Here is a 22,002-nt window from a genome sequence, read left to right as displayed (position 1 = left end):
TTAAGCCGCGCTCCGGATTTCGCCGTTTTCAAACAGGTTCGAGAAGCAGCGTCCGCACAGCGTCGGGTGGTCGGCGTGCGCGCCGACGTCCTCGCGGTAGTGCCAGCAGCGTTCGCACTTCTGGTACTTCGACGCCGCGACGTCGACGCTTTCCTGCGCTTCGTCGTCGACCTTCGCGACCGTCGCCGCCGACGTGATCAGCACGAACTTCAGGTCGTCGCCGAGGCTCGTCAGCGCATCGTAGCGCGCGCCGCTCGCATGCACGGCCACTTCGGCCTGCAGCGACGAACCGATGCGGTTCGCGGTGCGTGCTTCCTCGAGCGCCTTCGTCACGTTGCCGCGCACGTCGCGCAGCAGCGCCCACTTTTCGATCAGTGCGGCCGAGCCGGCCACTTCCGGATACGCGTAGTAGGTTTCCGTGAACACGGTGTCGCTGGCCGGCTGGAACACCTTCCACGCTTCTTCCGCGGTGAACGACAGGAACGGTGCGAGCACGCGCAGCAGCCCGTGCGTCAGGTGGTACAGCGCGGTCTGCGCGGAGCGGCGCGCGCGCGAATCGGCCGCGCTGGTATACAGGCGGTCCTTCAGCACGTCGAGGTAGAAGCCGCCGAGATCTTCCGAGCAGTACGTCTGCAGCTTCGCGACGACCGGGTGGAACTCGTACTTCTCGTAGTGGCCGAGCAATTCCGTCTGCAGTTGCGCGGAGAACGCGACGGCATAACGGTCGATCTCGAGCCATTCGTCGACCGGCACCGCGTGCTGCGCGAAGTCGAAGTCCGACAGGTTCGCGAGCAGGAAGCGCAGCGTGTTGCGGATGCGGCGATAGCCTTCCGTCACACGCTTCAGGATTTCCTCGGAGATGGCGAGCTCGCCCGAATAGTCGGTCGACGCGATCCACAGGCGGATGATTTCCGCGCCGAGGCGGTTCGCGACTTCATGCGGGTCGACACCGTTGCCGAGCGACTTGCTCATCTTGCGGCCTTCGCCGTCGACCGTGAAGCCGTGCGTGAGCAGGCCCTTGTACGGCGCGCGGCCGTCGATCATCGACGCGGTCAGCAGCGACGAGTGGAACCAGCCGCGGTGCTGGTCCGAGCCTTCGAGGTACAGGTCCGCCGGGAACTGCAGCTGATCCTTGTGCGAGCCGCGCAGCACGTGCCAGTGCGTCGTGCCCGAGTCGAACCACACGTCGAGCGTGTCGCGATTCTTTTCGTACATGTTCGCGTCGTCGCCGATCAGCTCACGCGGATCGAGCGACTGCCACGCCTCGATGCCCGACTGCTCGACGCGCTTGGCGACTTCCTCGAGCAGCTCGAGCGTGCGCGGGTGCAGCTCGCCGGTTTCCTTGTGCACGAAGAACGCCATCGGCACGCCCCATTGGCGCTGGCGCGACAGCGTCCAGTCGGGACGGTTCGCGATCATGCTGAACAGGCGCTGCTTGCCCCACGACGGGTAGAACGCGGTTGCCTCGACGCCTTCGAGCGCCGCTTCGCGCAGCGTCTTGCTGCCGTCGCGCGGCGTCACGTCCATGCCGGCGAACCATTGCGACGTCGCGCGGTAGATGATCGGCGTCTTGTGGCGCCAGCAGTGCATGTAGCTGTGCGTGTACTTCTCGCTGCGCAGCAGCGAGCCGGCCGCGTTCAGCGCGTCGACGATCTTCGGGTTCGCGTCCCAGATCGACAGGCCGCCGAACAGCGGCAGAGATTCGATGTAGCGGCCGTCGCCCATCACCGGGTTGATGAAGTCCGAATCGGTCATCCCGTGCGCCTTGCACGAGATGAAGTCTTCGATGCCGTAGGCGGGCGACGAGTGCACGACGCCGGTACCCGTGTCGGTCGTCACGTAGTCGCCGAGGTAGACGGGCGCGGTGCGCTTGTAGCCGGGGTGGGCCGACGCGAGCGGGTGGTGAAAGCGCAGGTTCGCGAGCTTCACGCCGGGCGCGGTCGCGACGACGCGGCCGGTCAGCTTGAAGTCGGCCATGCAGGCGGCGACGCGTTCTTCCGCGATGATCAGCAGCCCGCGCTCGGTGTCGACCAGCGCGTAGACGATTTCCGGATGGAGGTTCAGCGCCTGGTTGGCCGGGATCGTCCACGGCGTGGTGGTCCAGATCACGATGCCGCCCTCGGCGCGCGGCAGCGCCGGCAGGCCGAACGCCTGGGCGGTCTTTTCCGGCTCGGCGAACGCGAACATCACGTCGATCGTCGGGTCGGTGCGGTCCTTGTACTCGACTTCCGCCTCGGCGAGCGCCGAGCCGCAGTCGAAGCACCAGTTCACCGGCTTCAGCCCGCGGTACACGTAGCCCTTCTCGATGATCTTGCCGAGCGCGCGGATCTCTTCCGCCTCGTTGACGAAGTTCATCGTCTTGTACGGATTCGCCCAGTCGCCGAGCACGCCGAGGCGCTTGAAGCCGACCTTCTGCTTCTCGATCTGCTCGGTCGCGTACGCGCGCGCCTTGCTCATCACTTCGGCCGCCGGCAGCGACTTGCCGAACTGCTTCTCGATCTGGATCTCGATCGGCATCCCGTGGCAATCCCAGCCCGGCACGTACGGTGCGTCGAAGCCGGCCATGTTGCGCGACTTGACGACGATGTCCTTCAGGATCTTGTTGACCGCGTGCCCGAGGTGGATGTCGCCGTTCGCATACGGGGGGCCGTCGTGCAGGATGAACTTCGGGCGGCCCTTGCTGGCCGCGCGGATCTTTTCGTAGATGCCGCGCTCTTCCCATTCCTTGACCCACTGCGGCTCGCGCTTGGGCAGGTCGCCGCGCATCGGGAACGGCGTGTCGAGCAGGTTGACCGGATACTTGGCCTGCGGTTTCGAATCGGCTTTCTTGTTGCTCATGATGGGATCGCTATCTAAATCGAGGGACGCTCGTGCGTCGTGAATCGGGGATGCGCGCGGGTGGGCGGCGCGAGGGCGCGGCGCGTGGCGCCGCCGGCCGGATCAGCTAATTCGGTCGGTCGCCGACGTCGAGAAGCCGGTCGCGCGGCTGCCCGGCGCGCGGGCGCGCTCAACGAAGTACGCGCGCGCATTCGCGACGTCCAGTGCGATCGCGCGCGACAGCGCCTCGAGATCGTCGAACTTCGCCTCGTCGCGCAGCTTCTTCAGGAATTCGACGCGGATCAGCTTGCCGTACGCATCGCCGTGCCAGTCGAGCAGGTGGACTTCGAGCAGCACGCGGCCGGAATCGTCGACCGTCGGGCGCAGCCCGAGGCTCGCGACGCCCGGCAGCGGGGCGGGGCCCAGGCCGTGCACCTGCACGACGAAGATGCCCGCGAGCGCCGGCCGCTTGTGCGCGATCGGCAGGTTCAGGGTCGGGAAGCCGAGGTCGCGGCCGAGCTTCAGCCCGTGCGCGACGTGGCCGCTGATCGCGTAGCCGTGGCCGAGCGCCTGCGCGGCCGCGTCGAGATCGCCCGCGGCGAGCGCGGTGCGCACGCCGGAGCTGGAGATGCGCGTGCCGTCGCTGCCGGAGACCGTGCCCATCTGCTCGACTTCGAAACCGTACTGTTCGCCGGCCGCCTTCAGCGTGTCGAAGGTGCCCGCGCGCTTCGCGCCGTAGCAGAAATCGTCGCCGACCATCATCCAGCGCGTGTGCAGCCCGCCGACCAGCGTGCGTTCGACGAACGCCTGCGGCGACTGGCTTGCGAACGTGTGGTTGAAGTGCTCGACGACGACGCGGTCGACCCCGTGGTCGCGCAGCGCTTCCAGCTTGTCGCGCAGCATCGCGATGCGCGGCGGCGCGCCGGCCGGATTGAAGAATTCGCGCGGATGCGGCTCGAAGGTCATCACGCACACGGGCAGGCCGCGCGCGTCCGCTGCCGCGCGCACGCGCGCGAGCAGGGCCTGGTGGCCGCGATGGACACCGTCGAAGTTGCCGATCGTCAGCGCGCACGGCGCGCGGCTCTCGGCGTTGGGCAGGCCGCGGAAGACTTTCACGATAGCGGATGCAGCGTCGGGGGAATGGGCGGTGGGATGCCGCAAAGCAGAAGATTATAAACGTTCGGGCGGCCCGGCGGCCGAGAAGGGGGGAAACGCGGGGGCGAATGGTAAAATTCGCGGATGAAAAAACTCGTGATCCTGATTTCCGGTCGCGGCAGCAACATGGAGGCCATCGTCCGCGCGTGTGCGCAGGAACGCTGGCCGGCCCAGGTCGCCGCCGTGATCGCCAACCGGCCCGACGCGGCCGGCCTGGTTTTTGCCGCGTCGCACGGGGTGGCGACCGCGGTGGTCGACCACCGGTCGTTCGACGGCCGTGACAGCTTCGACGCGGCGCTCGCCGCCGAAATCGACCGTTTCGCGCCCGATCTCGTCGTGCTCGCCGGCTTCATGCGCATCCTGACGCCCGATTTCGTCAGACGATATGAAGGCCGGCTGCTGAACATCCATCCGTCGCTGCTGCCGAGCTTCAAGGGCATCCACACGCACCAGCAGGCGCTGGATGCCGGCGTCGCAGTGCATGGCGCGAGCGTGCATTTCGTGATTCCCGAGCTCGACAGCGGCGCAATCGTCGCGCAGGGCGCGGTGCCCGTGCGCGCGGGCGACGACGCGGCCGCGCTCGCGCGGCGCGTGCTGACGGTCGAGCACGTGCTGTATCCGCGTGCGGTGCGCTGGTTCGTCGAGGGGCGCCTGCGCCTGGAGAACGGCCGGGCAGTGGTGGCGCCGGAAGAGGCGCGCTGGATTTTCGCGGATCAACCGCATACCGAAACGAGCGAGGGCGTATGAAGCTGCACGGATTCCTGATTGGCCAGACCGAGACCTTGCTGGCGGAGGTGCTGAAGTTCACCGGCCCCGCCGACGCGACGACGAGCCGGTTCTTCCGCGCGCACCCGAAGCTCGGCCACGCCGAGCGCGGCGTGATCGCCGAGGCGGTGTTCGCGGTGCTGCGCCGGAAGATGGAGTTTTCGCACCTCGCCGAGAGCGGCACGGGCAGCCCCGCACGGCGCCTCACGCTGCTGGGCCTGATGCAGACGCTCGGCCGCAATGCGCTGAAGCCGTTCGTGTCCGACACCGAGGCCGCGTGGCTCGAGCACGTGTCGAAGATCGATCCGGCGAGCCTGCCGGTGCGCGTGCGCACGAACCTGCCGGACTGGATCTACCAGGCGCTGTCGGCCCGTTTCGACGCCGACGAACTCGCGCAGCTCGCCGCCGCGCTGAACTACCCGGCGCCGCTCGACCTGCGTGCCAACGCGCAGAAGGCGACGCGCGACCAGGTGATCGACGCGCTGCGCGCGAACGGCATCGACGCAGGCGAGACGCCGTTCGCGCCGCAGGGCGTGCGCGTCGTCGGCAAGCCGGCGCTCACGCGCCTGCAACTGTTCCAGGAAGGGCAGATCGAGGTGCAGGATGAGGGTAGCCAGCTGCTGTGCTCGCTGGTCGCGCCGCGCCGCGGCGAGATGATCGTCGATTTCTGCGCGGGCGCCGGCGGCAAGACGCTCGCGCTCGGCGCGATGATGCGCTCGACCGGGCGCCTTTACGCGTTCGACGTGTCGGAAAAGCGCCTGACCAAGCTCAAGCCGCGCCTCGCGCGCAGCGGGCTGTCGAACGTGAACCCGGTACTGATCGACAGCGAGCACGATGCGAAGATCAAGCGGCTCGCCGGCAAGATCGACCGCGTGCTGGTCGACGCGCCGTGCAGTGGCCTCGGCACGCTGCGCCGCAATCCCGACCTGAAGTGGCGCCAGACGCGCACGTCGATCGAGGAGCTCGCGCCGAAGCAGGCGTCGATCCTCGCGAGCGCCGCGCGTCTCGTGAAGAAGGGCGGCCGGCTCGTGTACGCGACCTGCAGCGTGCTCCACGCGGAGAACGAAGCGATCGTCGAGCAGTTCCTGGCCGATCATCCGGAGTTCGTGCTGGTGCCCGCGCAGCAGGTGCTGGCCGACCAGCGCATCGAGATCGAGACCGGCGACTACCTGTCGCTGTGGCCGCACCGCCACGCGACCGACGGCTTCTTCGCCGCGGTGCTCGAACGGCGCGCGCAGTAACAGCGGCGCGGACGGACGATGGAGAGTCTGCAAAGCCGCCTGCTGTCGCGCCGGCTGGCCTCGGTGATTCGCGATTTCCACCAGCCGGTGATGATCTGGCAGGCGGCGATCCTCGTCGGCGCACTGTGTTTCGCATGGCTGGCCGCGCGCTTCGTGCACGGCTGGATCGATGCGCGCCGCAGGGCGGCCGGACGCGCGCCCGGTGCGGGCGCGGATAGCCTGAAACGTGCGCTGTTCCCGTTGTTCGGCGGCATTTTCGTCGGCGTCGCGCAGCTCGCGTTCGAGCCGTTCATGTCGACGTCGCTGCTGTCGCTCGCGCTCGTGCCGCTGTTCGGCATCGGGCTGATCTACGTGCTGTTCTTCTTCGCGCGGCGCGTGTTTGCGCGCGACGGCCACACGCATGCGTGGCTGTCGATCGTCGAGAAGATCGTATCGACCGTCGTGTGGGCCGCGATGGTGCTGACCGTGCTCGGCATCCAGCGCGACGTGCTCGGCTGGCTCGACAGCGTGCAGTTCCGCGTGGCCAATGCGCATCTCACGCTGCTGTCGGTGATCTCCGGCGCGCTGTGGGTGTGCGTGACGCTGATGGTCGCGATGTGGCTGGGCTCGGTGCTCGAGGATCGCCTCGCGCGCGCGCGCACGCTCGACGCGAACCTGAAGGTCGTGCTGTCGCGGGTCGGCCGCGCGCTGCTCGTGTTCGCGGCGATCCTGATCGGGCTGTCGCTCGTCGGCATCGACGTGACGGTGCTCGGCGTGTTCGGCGGCGCGTTGGGCGTCGGCCTCGGCTTCGGCTTGCAGAAGGTCGCCAGCAATTACGTGTCGGGCTTCATCATCCTGCTCGATCGCTCGCTGCGGCTCGGGGACGCGATCAGCGTCGGCGGGCTGCAGGGCGTCGTCACGCAGATCCGCACGCGCTATACGGTCGTGCGCGGCCTCGACGGCAACGAGACGCTGATCCCGAACGAGAAGCTGATCACGGACGTCGTGCAGAACCAGTCGTCGTACCTGACGCGCGGCTACGCGAAGGTCGCCGTGCAGGTCGCCTATACGAACGACGTCGAGCAGGCGTTGTCGGTGCTGGCGGAAGCCGCGAAGGGAGTGCCGCGCGTGCTCGCGGAGCCGGCGCCGGCTCCGTACCTGGTCGGCTTCGGCGCGGACGGGATCGATCTGGAGCTCGGTTTCTGGATCGAGGATGCGGCGAAGGGCACGTCGGGCGTGCGCTCGGCCGTGAACCGCAACATCTGGCGGCTGTTCGGCGAGCACGGGATCTCGATCCCGTTCCCGCAGCGCGAAGTGCGCGTGGTCGGCCTGCCCGACGGTCTTGCGGCGACAGGCGTGGTAGCGCAGGGCGTGCCCGTGGCCAGTGTCGGCCCGGTGGACGGGCAGGCGTCGGCGGCCTAAGGCGCGGCGCGCCGGCCAGAATCGGTAAATTCGACGGCCAAAACGGGATCGCGGGGCTCTCCGGGTCCGGAGATGGACTATCCGAATTGCGTCAACACAAGAAAATATTCATTTTTTACAAAGACTTGGAACGGTTGAAGTAAAATTCCGGTCTACACGCGGTATGCTTTCATTTTTATGACGTCGGCCCGCGTCGGCGTCGCTCTCACCACAGGTAACTGCCTTGTTGAATTCCCTGCTCGATTTTCTTTCCCACGGGCTCCTGCGTTTTTCGTGGTGGCAGGTCGCGCTGTTCGCGCTCGCCGTCACGCACGTCACGATCATCGGCGTGACGGTCTACCTGCATCGCTGCCAGGCGCACCGCGCGCTGGAGCTGCATCCGATCGCGAGCCACTTCTTCCGCATGTGGCTGTGGATGACGACCGGCATGCTGACGGGCCAGTGGGCCGCGATCCATCGCAAGCACCACGCGAAGTGCGAAACCGAGGAAGATCCGCACAGCCCGCAGACGCGCGGGATCTGGAAGGTGTTCCTCGAAGGCGCCGAGCTGTATCGCGCGGAAGCGAAGAACGAAGAAACGATGCGCAAGTTCAGCCACGGCACGCCGAACGACTGGATCGAGCGCAATCTGTACTCGAAGTACCCGATCCTCGGCGTGAGCCTGATGATGGTGCTCGACGTCGCGCTGTTCGGCGTGCTCGGCCTGACCGTGTGGGCCGTGCAGATGGTCTGGATTCCGTTCTGGGCCGCCGGTGTCGTGAACGGCTTCGGCCACTTCTGGGGCTACCGCAACTTCAACTCGGCCGATGCGAGCACGAACCTGTTCCCGTGGGGCATCGTGATCGGCGGCGAAGAGCTGCACAACAACCACCACACGTTCGCGACGTCGGCGAAGCTGTCGAACAAGTGGTACGAGTTCGACATCGGCTGGATGTACATCCGCATCATGTCGGCATTCGGTCTCGCGAAGGTGAAGAAGGTCGCACCGACGCCGCGCCTGAACAAGCCGAAGACGGTGCTCGACCAGGAAACGCTGCAGGCCGTGTTGTCGAACCGCTACGAAGTGATGGCGCGCTACGGCAAGGCCGTCAAGCGTGCATACCGCCAGGAGCTCGCGCACCTGAAGGAGCTCGGTGCGAGCGACAAGTACCAGCTGATGCGCAGCGCGCGCAAGTGGTTCCACAAGGACGCCGACGGCCTCGACGAGCCGCAGAAGAAGCTGCTGCCGGAAATCTTCGCGAACAGCCAGAAGCTGCAGACGTACTTCCAGCTGCGCCAGGATCTGGCCGCGATCTGGGATCGTTCGACCGCATCGCGCGAACAGCTGCTCGCGCAATTGCAGGATTGGTGCCATCGCGCGGAACAAAGCGGCATCAAGGCGCTGCAGGAATTCGCGACACGTCTGCGTCGCTACGCCTGATTCGAAATCGATTAGAATCTAAGGACGTCACAAACCCCGCGTTGGCGGGGTTTTTTCATTTGGGCCGCCGGTTTTTGATGGCCGATCGGCAGGGTGGATTGGTATGAGGCTTGGGGCAGTGGATTCGATGCCCCGGGCGTGCGCAGAGGATGGGATCGGAGTGAGCGTCAAACCGCTCACTCCGGTCGACCGCGAAGCATGGGATCGGAGCAAGCGCTAAAGTGCTAACTCTGGTCGACCGCGAAGCATGGGACCAGAGTAAGTGCTAAAGCACTAACTCTGGTCGACAGGAGATATGGAGATGCAATCGACGATCAAACCCGTCGAGTACGACCGGCCCGTCGCGGCAGGGACCGTGTGCGGCGTGGGACAAGCATGGGCCAAGGTGCCCGACGCGCCGTCCCCCGAGGAGCGCGCTGCACTGAAGGCGCGCATCAAGGCGCTGCTCGCACGTGAAAAGGCCGTGCTCGTCGCCCACTACTACGTGGACGCCGAGCTGCAGGAACTGGCCGATGAAACAGGCGGCTGCGTCGCCGATTCGCTCGAAATGGCCCGCTTCGGCCGTGACCACGACGCGCAGACGCTCGTCGTCGCCGGCGTGCGCTTCATGGGCGAAACCGCGAAGATCCTGAGTCCCGGCAAACGCGTGCTGATGCCCGACCTCGATGCGACCTGCTCGCTCGATCTCGGCTGCCCGGCCGACGAATTCTCCGCGTTCTGCGATGCGCATCCCGATCGCACGGTCGTCGTCTACGCGAACACCAGTGCCGCCGTGAAGGCGCGCGCGGACTGGATGGTCACGTCGTCGATCGGCCTCGAGATCGTCGCCGACCTGCACGCGCGGGGCGAGAAGATCATCTGGGCACCCGATCGCCATCTCGGCAGCTACATCCAGAAGAAAACCGGCGCGGACATGCTGCTGTGGCAGGGTTCGTGCCTCGTCCACGACGAATTCAAGGGCGTCGAGCTCGACCTGCTGCGCGCCGAATATCCGGACGCAAAGGTGCTTGTGCATCCCGAGTCGCCGGAAAACGTCGTCGCGCAGGCGGACGTCGTCGGCTCGACGACGCAACTGATCGACGCAGCCGTGAAGCTCGACGCGACGCATTTCATCGTCGCGACCGATCTCGGCATCCTTCACAAGATGCAGCTCGCGGCGCCCGGCAAGACCTTCATCGCCGCGCCGACGGCCGGCAACAGCGCGACCTGCAAGAGCTGCGCGCATTGCCCGTGGATGGCGATGAACGGCCTCGCGAACCTCGCCGACGTGCTCGAGCGCGGTCACAACGAGATCTTCGTCGATCCCGCGATCGGCGTGCGTGCGCGTCTGCCGATCGACCGGATGCTCGATTTCGCAGCGGCGCACAAGAAGCGCGTACAGGCGAGCGGCGATCTGCAGCGCGACCAGCAACTGTTCGCGAACGTGGGGGCTGCGTAATGACCGGCCCCCGCGCTCATATTCGTCCGCTGTCGACCGAAGTTGGCGCTTCGGCGCTCACTCTGGTCCCATGCACGGCGCCCTCCGACGGGGCAGCCACCTCGCTTGAGGGCGGCGCGCCGGAAGGCGTCGTGTCGACCGCAGTCTCCCCGCTGTTCGAGGCGGTCCGCGCACAATACGGTGCGGCATTCGAGGAAGCGATCGCGCGCAACGTCGTCGATGCGATCGCCGAAGACGTCGGCACGGGCGACCAGACCGGGCGGCTTGTGCCGGCCGGCGAGCGGCGCCGTGCGCGCATCATCGTGCGCGAGGAAGCGGTGCTGTGCGGCGTGCCATGGTTCGAGGCCGTCATCGCGCGGATCGATCCGTCGATCGTCGTGCAGTGGCGCTATCGCGAAGGCGACCGGATGACGCCGGATTCGACCGTCTGCGAGCTCGAAGGGCCGGCGCGCGCACTGTTGACGGCCGAGCGCAACGGGCTGAATTTCCTGCAACTGCTGTCGGGCGTCGCAAGCGCGACGCGTCGTTACGTCGATCGCGTCGAAGGCACGCGCGCGAAGATCCTCGATACGCGCAAGACGCTGCCGGGCCTGCGGCTCGCGCAGAAGTACGCGGTGCGGGTCGGCGGCGGCGAGAACCAGCGTCTCGCGCTGTATGACGGCATCCTGATCAAGGAAAACCACATCGCGGCAGCCGGTGGCGTCGGCGAAGCCCTCGATGCGGCGTTCGCGCTGGATTCGGGCGTGCCGGTGCAGGTCGAAGTCGAGACGCTCGCGCAGCTCGACACGGCGCTCGCGCATGGCGCGCAATCGGTGCTGCTCGACAACTTTACGCTCGACATGATGCGCGAAGCGGTGCGCGTCGCGGCCGGCAAGGCCGTGCTCGAAGTGTCGGGCGGCGTCAATTTCGATACGGTGCGCACGTTCGCGGAAACGGGCGTCGACCGCATCTCGATCGGCGCGCTGACGAAGGACGTGCGCGCGACCGACTATTCGATGCGGATCGTCGACTGACTGCGCGGCATGTCGTCTGACGAAAAAAGCCGTTGGCGTGCAAGCGCCAACGGCTTTTTTCTGTATGGTGGCCGCGCCGGGAGGGGCGTGCCGGTCAGCGGCGCGAGCGTGGCGTGAGCACGCTCGGCAGCGCCTTCGGCAGCGTGTGCGGCCAGTCGCGGCTGTAGTGCAGCCCGCGGCTTTCGCGGCGCGAGTATGCGCTCTTCACGATCAGCGTCGCGACGTCGACGAGATTGCGCAGTTCGAGCAGGTCGCGCGTCACGCGGAAATTCGCGTAGTACTCGTGGATCTCGTCGCGCAGCAGCGACAAGCGGTGCTTCGCGCGTTCGAGACGCTTGTCGGTACGCACGATGCCGACGTAGTTCCACATCAGCCGGCGCAGCTCGTCCCAGTTGTGCGCAACGACGACTTCCTCGTCCGCATCCGACACGCGGCTTTCGTCCCATGCGGGCAGCGTGGCCGGCGTTTCGGCGTCGAAGCCGGCCGCCTCGATCGCCTCGGCCGCCGCGCGGCCGATCACGAGGCATTCGAGCAGCGAATTGCTCGCGAGCCGGTTCGCGCCGTGCAGCCCCGTATACGACGTTTCGCCGACCGCATACAGGCCCGCGAGATCGGTGCGCCCCGCGAGGTCGGTGACGACGCCGCCGCACGTGTAGTGCGCGGCCGGCACGACCGGAATCGGCTGCCGGGCGATGTCGATGCCGAATTCGAGGCAGCGTGCGTGGATCGTCGGGAAGTGTTCGCGCAGGAACGCTTCCGGCTGATGGCTGATGTCGAGATACACGCAGTCGATCCCGCGCTTCTTGATCTCGAAGTCGATCGCGCGCGCCACGATGTCGCGCGGCGCGAGTTCCGCGCGCGGATCGTGCGCGGGCATGAAGCGCGTGCCGTCCGGCAGCTTCAGCAAGCCGCCTTCGCCGCGCACGGCTTCCGAGATCAGGAACGATTTCGCATACGGATGGAACAGGCAGGTCGGGTGGAACTGGATGAATTCCATGTTCGACACGCGGCAGCCCGCGCGCCACGCCATCGCGATGCCGTCGCCGGTCGCGGTGTCGGGGTTGGTCGTGTACAGGTACACCTTGCCGGCGCCGCCGGTCGCGAGCACCGTGTGCGGCGCCTCGATCGTGATCGTGCGGTCGTTGTCGACGTCGAGCGCATACAGCCCGTGACAGCGGCGGCCGGGCAGGCCGAGCCGGTCCGACGTGATCAGGTCGATCGCATGGTGGTTTTCGAAGAACGTGATGTTCGGATGCTGGCGTGCGCGCTCGGACAGCGTCGCGAGCACTGCATGGCCGGTCGCGTCGGCCGCATGGATGATCCGGCGGTGGCTGTGGCCGCCTTCGCGCGTCAGATGGAAGCCGAGTTCGGCCGCATCGTCCTTCGTGAACGGCACGCCTTGCGAGATCAGCCATTCGATCGCTTCGCGGCCGTGCTCGACGATGTAGCGCGTCGCGCCTTCGTCGCACAGCCCGCCGCCGGCGACCAGCGTGTCGTCGACGTGGTTCTGGATGCTGTCCGCCGAGTCGAGGACGGCCGCGATGCCGCCTTGCGCGTTATCGCTCGCCCCCTCCATCATCGAACGTTTCGCGATCAGCGCGACACGTCGCGTGCTGGCCAGGTTGAGTGCGACCGACAGCCCTGCCAGGCCGCTGCCGACGATCGCCACGTCGAATTTCATGCTGCATCTCCATCGTTACGCTTTAGATCTTGTGCATTCCGTCGGCCGGGGCCGCGGAAAGGGAAGAGCATACCGCGTCGGGCCCGCGCGCGCGTGCGCAAAACAAAAAGCCCCGCATGTGCGGGGCTTTTTGGTCGCCGTCAGGCTACAGAAACCGGAGATTACTTGATCTTGGTTTCTTTGTATTCCACATGCTTGCGGACGACGGGATCGAACTTCTTGATCGCCATCTTTTCCGGCATGTTGCGCTTGTTCTTCGTGGTCGTGTAGAAGTGACCCGTGCCAGCGGTCGACTCGAGCTTGATCTTGTCGCGTGCGCCTTTTGCCATGATTATGCTCCTTGGGCTTAGGCTTCGCCGCGTGCGCGCAGGTCAGCGAGCACGGAATCGATGCCGTTCTTGTCGATCAGGCGCAGGCCGGCGTTCGAGACGCGCAGGCGCACCCAGCGGTTTTCGCTCTCTACCCAGAACCGGCGGTTTTGCAGGTTCGGCAGGAAGCGACGCTTGGTCTTGTTGTTGGCGTGGGAAACGTTGTTGCCGCTCATCGGCGCTTTCCCAGTTACTTGGCATACGCGTGCCATGAGAGCACTCCTAATACGCTAAATTCGGGGTTCGATCGCCGATGAAGGTTCCATCGTACCGCCACGTGATCCATGGCTGCACTCAGAACGCCGAAGCCCTTACAGACAAGGCCCTTCGATGGCTAGAACTGGTTGGAAAAAAGACAGACGATGATTCTAGCAGAAAAAGTTCAGAAAAATCAAACCCAATTTCGCTTCATCGTCGCGGCGCCCCAAGGCGGGTCGCCGGGCCACAGTCTACAGCCAACCGGCGCGCGCGAACGAAAATGTATCGGCGGTGCCGACGACCACGTGATCGAGCAGCTTCGCGTCGATGAGCGCGAGCGCCTCGTTAAGCACGCGAGTCAGCCGCCGGTCCTCGGCGCTCGGCTGCACCGCGCCGGACGGGTGGTTGTGCGCGATGATCAGCGCGGCGGCATTCAGCACGAGCGCGCGCCGCACGATCTCGCGCGGATAGACGGCCATCCGCGTCAGCGAGCCGCGGGCGCTTTCTTCCACGTCGATCAGGCCGTGGCGGGCGTCCAGGTACAGCGTGACGAACACCTCGTGCGGACGCGTGCCGATCCTGAGCCGCAGATAGTCCTCGACCGCGCCGGGCGAGTCGATCTGCAGCCGCTCGCGCGCTTTTTCGACCAGCGCGCGCCGCACGATCTCGGTCACGGCGATCAGCACCGCCGAGCGGGCCGTGCCGATGCCCGGGTGCATGGCGAACACGTCCGGCTCCGCATCGAGCATGTCGCGCAGCGAGTCGCCGAACCGGGCGAGCAGCGCGCGGGCGCTGGCGAATACATCGCGGCCGCCGCCACCGGTGCCGAGCAGCAGCGCGATCAGCTCCGCGTCGGTCAGCGCGGCCGGCCCGCGTTCCAGCAACCGCTCGCGCGGCAGATGCGGCTTCCAGTTTCGCGGGCGGCGCTTGCGCGGCCGGGCCGCGCCCGTGTGGCGGGCTGGAGCGGCCGGGGCATCGACGGTGTCGCGACATTCGGTCGCCGGGGCGGCGAGGCAGGGTGACAGCATGAGCGAAACTCCATTGGCGGCGGGCGTGGATGCGACGTCGTCGCACTTTCAGCCTTGCGCGCTCAGGTGACTTACAATATTGGCTTTGCGCCGGGCCTTTCGGCCAGTTCGGGCGCCGACGAACACGAGTCATTCATGAGCCTCATCGATCTATCCGAAGTGAAGCCCGGTTCCCATGTCACGCTGCATTACCGGCTTGCACTGGCCGACGGCGCCGACATCGTCAACACCTTCTCCGACAAGCCCGCCACGCTGCTGCTCGGCGCGGGGCAACTGGCGCCCTCGCTGGAACAGATTCTGCTCGGGCTGCGGGTCGGCGACCATTCGACTTTTCAGCTAACGCCCGAGCAGGGGTTCGGTCCCCGCAATCCCGACATGCTCCAGCGCGTGACGCTGTCGACGCTGCGCGAGAACGGGATGGTCGGCGACGATTTCACGCCGGGCGAGCTGATCGAGTTCAACGCGCCGGACGGCGGCCGCTATGCAGGGGTGCTGAAGGAAGTCAGCGAAACCTCGGCGCTGTTCGACTTCAATCATCCGCTCGCGGGCCAGGCGCTCACGTTCGAAGTGAAAATCATCGGAATCCTGTAATCATGAGTACCACCGATACGCTGTCCGGGCAGACCGTCGCCGCCGATGCCGAAATCCTGCTGGCCCAGCCGCGCGGTTTCTGCGCAGGAGTCGACCGCGCCATCGAGATCGTCGAGCGCGCGATCGCGATGCACGGTGCGCCGATCTACGTCCGTCACGAGATCGTCCACAACAAGTACGTGGTCGAGGATCTGAAGAAGAAGGGCGCGATCTTCGTCGAGGAACTCGAGGAAGTGCCGGCCGGCAACACCGTGATCTTCAGCGCGCACGGCGTGTCGAAAGCCGTGCGCGACGAGGCGGACGTGCGCGGGCTGCGCATTTACGACGCAACCTGCCCGCTCGTCACGAAGGTGCACGTCGAAGTGGCCAAGATGCGCCAGGACGGCGTCGACATCGTGATGATCGGCCACAAGGGCCATCCGGAAGTCGAGGGCACGATGGGGCAGGTCGAGCGCGGCATGCATCTCGTCGAAAGCGTCGAGGACGTGCAGAAGCTCGAGCTCGCCGATCCCGAGCGCATCGCGCTCGTCACGCAGACGACGCTGTCCGTCGACGACGCGGCCGAGATCATCGGCGCGCTGAAGTCGAAGTATCCGAAGATCCGCGAGCCGAAGAAGCAGGACATCTGCTACGCGACGCAGAATCGCCAGGATGCGGTGAAGTTCATGGCGCCGCAATGCGACGTCGTGATCGTCGTCGGCAGCCCGAACAGCTCGAATTCGAGCCGCCTGCGCGAAGTGGCCGAGAAGCGCGGCGTGGCCGCGTACATGGTCGACGCACCCGACCAGATCGATCCCGCATGGGTCGCAGGCAAGCGCCGCATCGGCGTGACGGCCGGCGCATCGGCGCCCGAAGTGCTCGCCCAGGCCGTGATCGCGCGGCTGCGCGAGCTCGGCGTGCGCAACGTCCGCGCCCTCGACGGCATCGAGGAAAACGTGTCGTTTCCGCTGCCGCGCGGCCTGAACCTGCCGCCCGCCGTCTGATTGCCGCATCGCACTCGCGGTACTCCAAAAGCGCGCCTCCGGGCGCGCTTTTTTTGCGTCATGAAAAACGAGATCGCAACCATTATTCACATTAATAGTGCAACCCGGTTGCTATCCCCGCGCTTAACCGTCTCTCAAAATTGGTTGCAATGCAGGAAAACCCCATCGAATCAGGAATATTGGCGTCCTGTAAATGGAGTTACAATGCGCCCGTTTTCAGGCCGGAATGGCTTTGAAATCGGGTTTTGGGAAGGCGCGGGAGACCTATTCGATGCATGTGAGGTTGGCTTACGCCAGGTTCGTCGCCGCACCGGTTGCAATGCTTGCCGGTTGCAGCAAAAAGAGCGACGACGGGGCGGGTGGGGAGGCTGCGGCATACGCAGTACCGGCGAGCAGCGACGTGCACGCTGCCGGAACCGGTCGTGCGACGCCGGCGGCGTGCCGCATCGCGCAATCGGACGGTGACAAGGATAACGGGGCACGTTTGGCGATCGAGGATTTCAACGCGCAGGGCCCGAAGATCGGCATGCATTCGGCACGGCGGGCAGCACTCGCCGGCAGCGCTGCGGCCAACCGGGCGACGGGCACGTGGTTCGCCCGACAACGAGCCGCCGACCGTGATGCGGCGGCAGCAGGGCGCGTCATACGACGGACGCCCGGGTTTCGGGGCAACGCAGGCGGCGTGCAGATGTCACTGATCCCCTTTCATTTCGATTCGACGAAACAGCGTGTCGCCGCGAGCCGCGGCGCGGCGGGCGGCACGCTTCGTTTCACGAATTCCGACGCAGTCCTGACGAAAGTCGGGCACCACCTTCGCGATGCCCGTTCGGGCGCCGCGCGGGCGGCGGCGGACGGCCGGCTTGCCAAACAGGCGACGGCGTCCGGCATCGGAGCGCAAATCCTTGGCGACAATGGCATGTGCGCCGTCAAGGTGGTCGAGCCCGCGGGCGACGCGGCGCGGAACCTGATCTGCCCGGACGCGGGGTTCGCCCCGGCCCGGACGGAAAAAGGCGTGGACTTCGGTAAACCGGAGGCCGGCCGTTTCGGCACGCTGCCCTACGACTTCAAGGAGGCCAAGTACACCGTCCTCGATGTCGTGACGATTTAGCGACAGGACTCTTGATGGCACCGGAACAGTGCGGTGCTGTTTTTGTATCCGCTCCGGCGGCAGGTCCGGCCGTACAGGCCGGGCGGCGCGCGCCGGGACGATCCACCCTTACCGGTATCGACTAGTACCCGCAGTGTCGCCGAGAAGGCGCGATTCCTCGCTTACCCGCGGGGCGCAACGTCCTCCGGCAGCATGGGCCAAGGAGCTTTAAATGGATATTTTCGTCCAGCAGGTTCTCAACGGGCTGGTGCTCGGCAGTGTGTACGCCATCATCGCGTTGGGCTACACGATGGTGTACGGCATTCTCGGCATCATCAACTTCGCGCACGGCGACGTGCTGATGATCGGCGCGATGGTTGCGCTGTCGGCCATCACCGTGCTGCAGAACCACTTTCCCGGACTCGGCAACGTCGCGACGCTGACGATTGGCCTGGGCATTGCGGCGGTCGTGTGTGCGTTCGTCGGTTTCGCGATCGAGCGCGTCGCGTACCGGCCGCTGCGCCGCGCGCCGCGCCTCGCACCGCTGATCACCGCGATCGGCGTGTCGATCCTGCTGCAGACGGCCGCGATGATCATCTGGTCGCGCAACCCGCTGCCGTTCCCGCAATTGCTGCCGACCGACCCGATCAACGTGATCAAGGCGACCGACACGACGCCTGGCGCCGTGATCTCGGTCACTGAAATCGTGATCATCGCGGTGGCGTTCATCGTGATGGGCGGCCTGCTGCTGCTCGTGCACAAGACCAAGCTCGGCCGCGCGATGCGCGCAATCGCCGAAAGCCCGAATACGGCAAGCCTGATGGGCGTGAACCCGAACTTCGTGATTTCCGCGACGTTCATGATCGGCTCCGCGCTCGCCGCGCTGGCCGGCGTGATGATCGCGTCCGAATACGGCAACGTGCACTTCTACATGGGCTTCATTCCCGGCATGAAGGCGTTCACGGCGGCGGTGCTCGGCGGGATCGGCAACCTTGGCGGCGCGATGGTGGGCGGCGTGCTGCTCGGTCTGATCGAGCAGCTCGGTGCCGGCTACATCGGAAACCTCACGGGCGGCGTATTCGGCAGTAACTACCAGGACGTGTTCGCCTTCATCGTGCTGATCATCGTGCTGGTGTTCCGTCCGTCGGGCCTGCTGGGCGAACGTGTCGCGGATCGCGCGTAACGGAAGGGGAGCAAACAACATGACATCCATTCAACCGATCGAATCCTCGACGTCGCTCGTCGAAGAGCGCAACACCACCAAGACCGTCATCATCGGCATCCTGACCGCGGCCTTCGTGATCGCGGCGCCGATCATCATCGGCTCGGCCGGCGGCAACTACTGGGTCCGCGTGCTCGACTTCGCGATGCTGTACGTGATGCTCGCGCTGGGTCTGAACGTGGTGGTCGGCTTCGCCGGCCTGCTCGACCTCGGCTACATCGCGTTCTACGCGGTGGGCGCGTACACGGCGGCGCTGCTGAGCTCGCCGCACCTGACCTCGCAGTTCGAGTGGATCGCGGCGCTCGCGCCGAACGGGCTGCACATCCCGTTCCTGCTCATCGTGCCGATCGCGATGGCGCTGGCGGCCACCTTCGGGATCCTGCTCGGTGCACCGACGCTGCGCCTGCGCGGCGACTACCTGGCGATCGTGACGCTCGGCTTCGGTGAAATCGTCCGGATCTTCATGAACAACCTCGACCGTCCGGTGAACATCACCAACGGCCCGAAGGGGATCACGGGCATCGATCCGGTGCACGTCGGCGGCTTCAACCTGTCGCAAACGCACACGCTGTTCGGTTTCCAGCTGCCGTCGGTGTACATGTACTACTACCTGTTCGTGCTCTGCTCGCTGCTGGTGATCTGGGTCTGTACGCGCCTGCAGCACTCGCGTATCGGCCGCGCGTGGGCGGCGATCCGCGAAGACGAGATCGCGGCGAAGGCGATGGGCATCAACACCCGTAACGTGAAACTGCTCGCGTTCGCGATGGGCGCATCGTTCGGCGGCCTGTCGGGCGCGATGTTCGGTTCGTTCCAGGGCTTCGTGTCGCCGGAATCGTTCACGTTCTGGGAATCGATCGTCGTGCTCGCCTGCGTCGTGCTCGGCGGCATGGGCCACATCCCGGGCGTGATCCTGGGCGCGGTGCTGCTCGCGATCTTCCCGGAATTCCTGCGCTCGACGATGAGCCCGCTGCAGCATGCGCTGTTCGGTCATGACATCGTCGATACGGAAGTGATCCGCCAGGCGCTGTACGGCCTCGCGATGGTGATCATCATGCTGTACCGCTCGGAAGGCCTGTGGCCCGCGCCGAAGCATGAGGACAAGATCGCGAAACTGGCGAAGCGCGCCAGCAAGAAGCCGGTGCGCGCTTAATCGACGGACACAGGGGATACACACATGAGCGACAAGCAAATCCGACTGTCCGTGCAGGGCGTGAACAAACGCTTCGGCGGGCTGCAGGCACTGTCCGATGTCGGCCTGCAGATCAAGGAAGGCGAGATCTACGGCCTGATCGGCCCGAACGGCGCCGGCAAGACGACGTTCTTCAACGTGATCACGGGCCTCTACACGCCGGACTCCGGCGAGTTCAAGCTGGATGGCACGGAATACAAGCCGACCGCGGTGCACCAGGTCGCGAAGACGGGCATCGCGCGCACGTTCCAGAACATCCGCCTGTTCGGCGGGATGACCGCACTCGAGAACGTGATGGTGGGCCGCCACGTGCGCACCAAGCACGGGCTGCTGGGCGCGGTGTTCCAGACGCCGGCCGAGCGCAAGGAAGAGCGCGAGATCAAGGAACGTGCGATCGAGCTGCTCGAATACGTCGGCGTGCTGCAGTACGCGGACTATACGTCGCGCAACCTGTCGTACGGCCACCAGCGCCGTCTCGAGATCGCGCGCGCCCTTGCCACCGACCCGAAGCTGCTCGCGCTCGACGAGCCGGCGGCCGGGATGAACGCGACCGAGAAGGTCGAACTCACGCGCCTGCTCGACAAGATCCGTTCGGACGGCCGCACGATCCTCTTGATCGAGCACGACGTGAAGCTCGTGATGGGTCTGTGCAACCGGATGACGGTGCTCGATTACGGCAAGGTGATCGCCGAGGGTCTGCCGCAGGACGTGCAGAAGAATCCGAAGGTGATTGAGGCATATCTCGGCGCAGGGGTGCACTGATGGCAGCGGCAATGTTGAAAATCAAGGGCTTGCAGGTCAACTACGGCGGCATCCAGGCCGTCAAGGGCGTTGACATGGAAGTCCGTCAGGGCGAGCTCGTGACGCTGATCGGCGCGAACGGTGCCGGCAAGACCACGACGATGAAGGCGATCACGGGTCTGAAGCCGTATTCGGCGGGCGACATCGAATACAACGGCAAGTCGATCAAGGGCGTGCCGTCGCACGAGTTGCTCAAGCGCGGCCTCGCGATGGTGCCGGAAGGCCGCGGGATCTTCGCGCGGATGTCGATCATCGAGAACATGCAGATGGGCGCGTACCTGCGCAACGACAACGAGCAGATCAAGAAGGACGTCGAGCGGATGTTCGGCTTCTTTCCGCGCCTGAAGGAGCGTGCGACGCAGCTGGCCGGCACGTTGTCGGGCGGCGAGCAGCAGATGCTGGCGATGTCGCGCGCGATTCTCTCGAAGCCGAAGCTGCTGCTGCTCGACGAGCCGTCGATGGGCCTGTCGCCGATCATGGTCGAGAAGATCTTCGAAGTGGTGCGCGAGATCTCGAAGGAGGGCATCACGGTGCTGCTGGTCGAGCAGAACGCGCGCCTCGCGCTGCAGGCGGCCGACCGTGGCTACGTGATGGACTCGGGCACGGTCACGATGGAAGGCGATGCGAAGCAGATGCTCGACGATCCGAAGGTGCGGGCCGCGTATCTGGGTGAATGAGCGGGCCCGGGGCGACGCGGCGGCGGATGCCGGCGTGTCGCGCCAGGGTTTTCGAAAGGCTGTCACGGGATCTCGTGACAGCCTTTTTTTCGTGCGGCGCGCCCGACGGCGAACTGTGCGCGCGGATGCGACTCCATTGATTCGATAGTGACACCGGCCATCTGCTACGGGCCGTCCGCAACCGGCCGTCCGCAAACCGACACGCGGGCTGCGTAGCATGGTCGATCCATCGGGACACGGAGAGCACGCATGAGTCTGGACTACGGTTTCGTGAAGGCGAAGGTGACGTCGGTGGCGAAGCTCAAGGGCTCGCCGCACGGCAGCGAGATCCAGTATCACATTCACCTGACGCTCGCGTTGCCGACGGGCGACTGGGACGTCGCGATCAACGTCGGCACCAACGACGCGGACGACCTGCTGAACTACAAGCTCGTCTACGATTTCCATCATCCGGTCACGGCGACGCTCGCGGCCGCGGCCGAAGGCTATACGGATCTCACCGGGCAAACGGCGCTGCCGGCGCTCGACTATCTGCGCAGCGACATCCTGAACGAGACGGGCGCATGGCGTGCCAGCGCCGTCATGGATGGCACCGAGAGCGCGGAGCCGATTCCGTCGCTGCTGCGGCTCGTCAACGCCGCGCAGTCGCAGGGGCTCGACGTCGTCGTGTTCGGCCGCACGTATGCGCAAGGCAACGGCATCCACGACACGCACATGAACCAGGGTTCGACGGGCTCGAACTACCTGCACCGCGCGGGCAACGACCACAACGATCACAACGACGTGTGGCAGGACGGCGCGTTGATCGTGCGCGTGAGCGATACGCAATGGGCCGCGTATTTCGCGGCATTCGAGAAGCAGGCCGTGCCGACCGACGCGCTCGGCAATCCGCTGCCGGACGCGGGGCCGATCACGCGCTGAGGCGGG

The 22,002-nt window shown here is 66.0% G+C and carries 20 protein-coding genes; 14 read left to right on the top strand and 6 right to left on the bottom strand.

Going from position 1 to position 22,002, the window contains the following annotated elements; genetic code table 11:
• The gene (gene ileS / locus LMA02_RS12930; protein ID WP_228905345.1) at positions 1–2,838 is read right to left on the bottom strand and encodes an isoleucine--tRNA ligase; all 2,838 of its coding nucleotides are present in this window, start codon (positions 2,836–2,838) and stop codon (positions 1–3) included.
• Between the two features lie 102 nt (positions 2,839–2,940).
• Positions 2,941–3,933 (bottom strand): bifunctional riboflavin kinase/FAD synthetase, encoded by a 993-nt coding sequence (locus tag LMA02_RS12925; protein ID WP_228905344.1) that lies wholly within the window; start codon positions 3,931–3,933, stop codon positions 2,941–2,943.
• Between the two features lie 123 nt (positions 3,934–4,056).
• On the opposite strand from LMA02_RS12925, the gene purN reads away from it, so the two are divergent.
• From purN to nadC, 6 genes are all read left to right on the top strand, one after another.
• The gene (gene purN / locus LMA02_RS12920; protein WP_228905343.1) at positions 4,057–4,719 is read left to right on the top strand and encodes a phosphoribosylglycinamide formyltransferase; all 663 of its coding nucleotides are present in this window, start codon (positions 4,057–4,059) and stop codon (positions 4,717–4,719) included.
• Positions 4,716–5,978 carry an RsmB/NOP family class I SAM-dependent RNA methyltransferase gene (locus tag LMA02_RS12915; protein WP_228905341.1) on the top strand — a complete coding sequence of 421 codons (1,263 nt, stop codon included), beginning with the start codon at positions 4,716–4,718 and terminating at the stop codon, positions 5,976–5,978. The genes purN and LMA02_RS12915 overlap by 4 nt, the downstream gene beginning before the upstream one ends.
• A gap of 18 nt (positions 5,979–5,996) precedes the next feature.
• Positions 5,997–7,379, top strand: a complete 1,383-nt coding sequence (locus LMA02_RS12910) for a mechanosensitive ion channel family protein (protein WP_228905339.1) — start codon at positions 5,997–5,999, stop codon at positions 7,377–7,379.
• A gap of 223 nt (positions 7,380–7,602) precedes the next feature.
• Positions 7,603–8,799: an acyl-CoA desaturase gene (locus LMA02_RS12905; RefSeq protein ID WP_105834862.1), complete on the top strand. Its 1,197-nt coding sequence runs from the start codon at positions 7,603–7,605 to the stop codon at positions 8,797–8,799.
• A gap of 301 nt (positions 8,800–9,100) precedes the next feature.
• Positions 9,101–10,237, top strand: coding sequence for a quinolinate synthase NadA (gene nadA, locus LMA02_RS12900; protein ID WP_228905337.1), 1,137 nt, complete (start codon positions 9,101–9,103; stop codon positions 10,235–10,237).
• A 131-nt stretch (positions 10,238–10,368) separates the two neighbouring features.
• Positions 10,369–11,250, top strand: a complete 882-nt coding sequence (gene nadC / locus LMA02_RS12895) for a carboxylating nicotinate-nucleotide diphosphorylase (RefSeq protein WP_228905335.1) — start codon at positions 10,369–10,371, stop codon at positions 11,248–11,250.
• A 94-nt stretch (positions 11,251–11,344) separates the two neighbouring features.
• On the opposite strand, the gene nadB is transcribed toward nadC, so the two are convergent.
• The 4 genes from nadB to radC all read right to left on the bottom strand — a co-directional run bounded on the left by nadB (position 11,345) and on the right by radC (position 14,525).
• Positions 11,345–12,931, bottom strand: a complete 1,587-nt coding sequence (gene nadB, locus LMA02_RS12890) for an L-aspartate oxidase (protein WP_228905333.1) — start codon at positions 12,929–12,931, stop codon at positions 11,345–11,347.
• A gap of 161 nt (positions 12,932–13,092) precedes the next feature.
• Positions 13,093–13,260 (bottom strand): 50S ribosomal protein L33, encoded by a 168-nt coding sequence (rpmG, locus tag LMA02_RS12885; protein WP_006478046.1) that lies wholly within the window; start codon positions 13,258–13,260, stop codon positions 13,093–13,095.
• Between the two features lie 17 nt (positions 13,261–13,277).
• On the bottom strand, positions 13,278–13,511 hold the full coding sequence (gene rpmB / locus LMA02_RS12880) for a 50S ribosomal protein L28 (protein WP_004186391.1): 234 nt from the start codon (positions 13,509–13,511) through the stop codon (positions 13,278–13,280).
• Between the two features lie 237 nt (positions 13,512–13,748).
• Positions 13,749–14,525 carry a RadC family protein gene (gene radC, locus LMA02_RS12875; RefSeq protein ID WP_228905331.1) on the bottom strand — a complete coding sequence of 259 codons (777 nt, stop codon included), beginning with the start codon at positions 14,523–14,525 and terminating at the stop codon, positions 13,749–13,751.
• A gap of 135 nt (positions 14,526–14,660) precedes the next feature.
• Here radC and LMA02_RS12870 point away from each other — a divergent pair, with 135 nt between their 5' ends.
• From LMA02_RS12870 to LMA02_RS12835, 8 genes are all read left to right on the top strand, one after another.
• Positions 14,661–15,116 (top strand): FKBP-type peptidyl-prolyl cis-trans isomerase, encoded by a 456-nt coding sequence (locus LMA02_RS12870; RefSeq protein WP_006757321.1) that lies wholly within the window; start codon positions 14,661–14,663, stop codon positions 15,114–15,116.
• A 2-nt stretch (positions 15,117–15,118) separates the two neighbouring features.
• The gene (gene ispH / locus LMA02_RS12865; RefSeq protein ID WP_006750051.1) at positions 15,119–16,099 is read left to right on the top strand and encodes a 4-hydroxy-3-methylbut-2-enyl diphosphate reductase; all 981 of its coding nucleotides are present in this window, start codon (positions 15,119–15,121) and stop codon (positions 16,097–16,099) included.
• Positions 16,100–16,370: 271 nt separating this feature from the next.
• Positions 16,371–17,207, top strand: a complete 837-nt coding sequence (locus tag LMA02_RS12860) for a branched-chain amino acid ABC transporter (RefSeq protein WP_228907636.1) — start codon at positions 16,371–16,373, stop codon at positions 17,205–17,207.
• 211 nt (positions 17,208–17,418) lie between these two features.
• Positions 17,419–18,369, top strand: coding sequence for a branched-chain amino acid ABC transporter permease (locus LMA02_RS12855; RefSeq protein ID WP_006757318.1), 951 nt, complete (start codon positions 17,419–17,421; stop codon positions 18,367–18,369).
• Positions 18,370–18,388: 19 nt separating this feature from the next.
• Positions 18,389–19,558 carry an ABC transporter permease subunit gene (locus LMA02_RS12850; protein WP_166722887.1) on the top strand — a complete coding sequence of 390 codons (1,170 nt, stop codon included), beginning with the start codon at positions 18,389–18,391 and terminating at the stop codon, positions 19,556–19,558.
• A gap of 24 nt (positions 19,559–19,582) precedes the next feature.
• Positions 19,583–20,359, top strand: coding sequence for an ABC transporter ATP-binding protein (locus LMA02_RS12845; protein WP_228905329.1), 777 nt, complete (start codon positions 19,583–19,585; stop codon positions 20,357–20,359).
• Positions 20,359–21,075: an ABC transporter ATP-binding protein gene (locus LMA02_RS12840; RefSeq protein WP_228905327.1), complete on the top strand. Its 717-nt coding sequence runs from the start codon at positions 20,359–20,361 to the stop codon at positions 21,073–21,075. Before LMA02_RS12845 ends, LMA02_RS12840 begins: the two co-directional genes overlap by 1 nt.
• A gap of 249 nt (positions 21,076–21,324) precedes the next feature.
• Entirely contained in the window at positions 21,325–21,996 is a 672-nt protein-coding gene (locus LMA02_RS12835; protein ID WP_105833112.1) for a DUF2278 family protein, read from the top strand.
• The last annotated feature ends 6 nt before the right edge of the window (positions 21,997–22,002 follow it).

It is taken from the genome of Burkholderia sp. B21-005, assembly GCF_020843965.1.
Lineage (GTDB): Bacteria > Pseudomonadota > Gammaproteobacteria > Burkholderiales > Burkholderiaceae > Burkholderia > Burkholderia ambifaria.
This window is presented reverse-complemented; position numbering and strand designations above follow the sequence as displayed.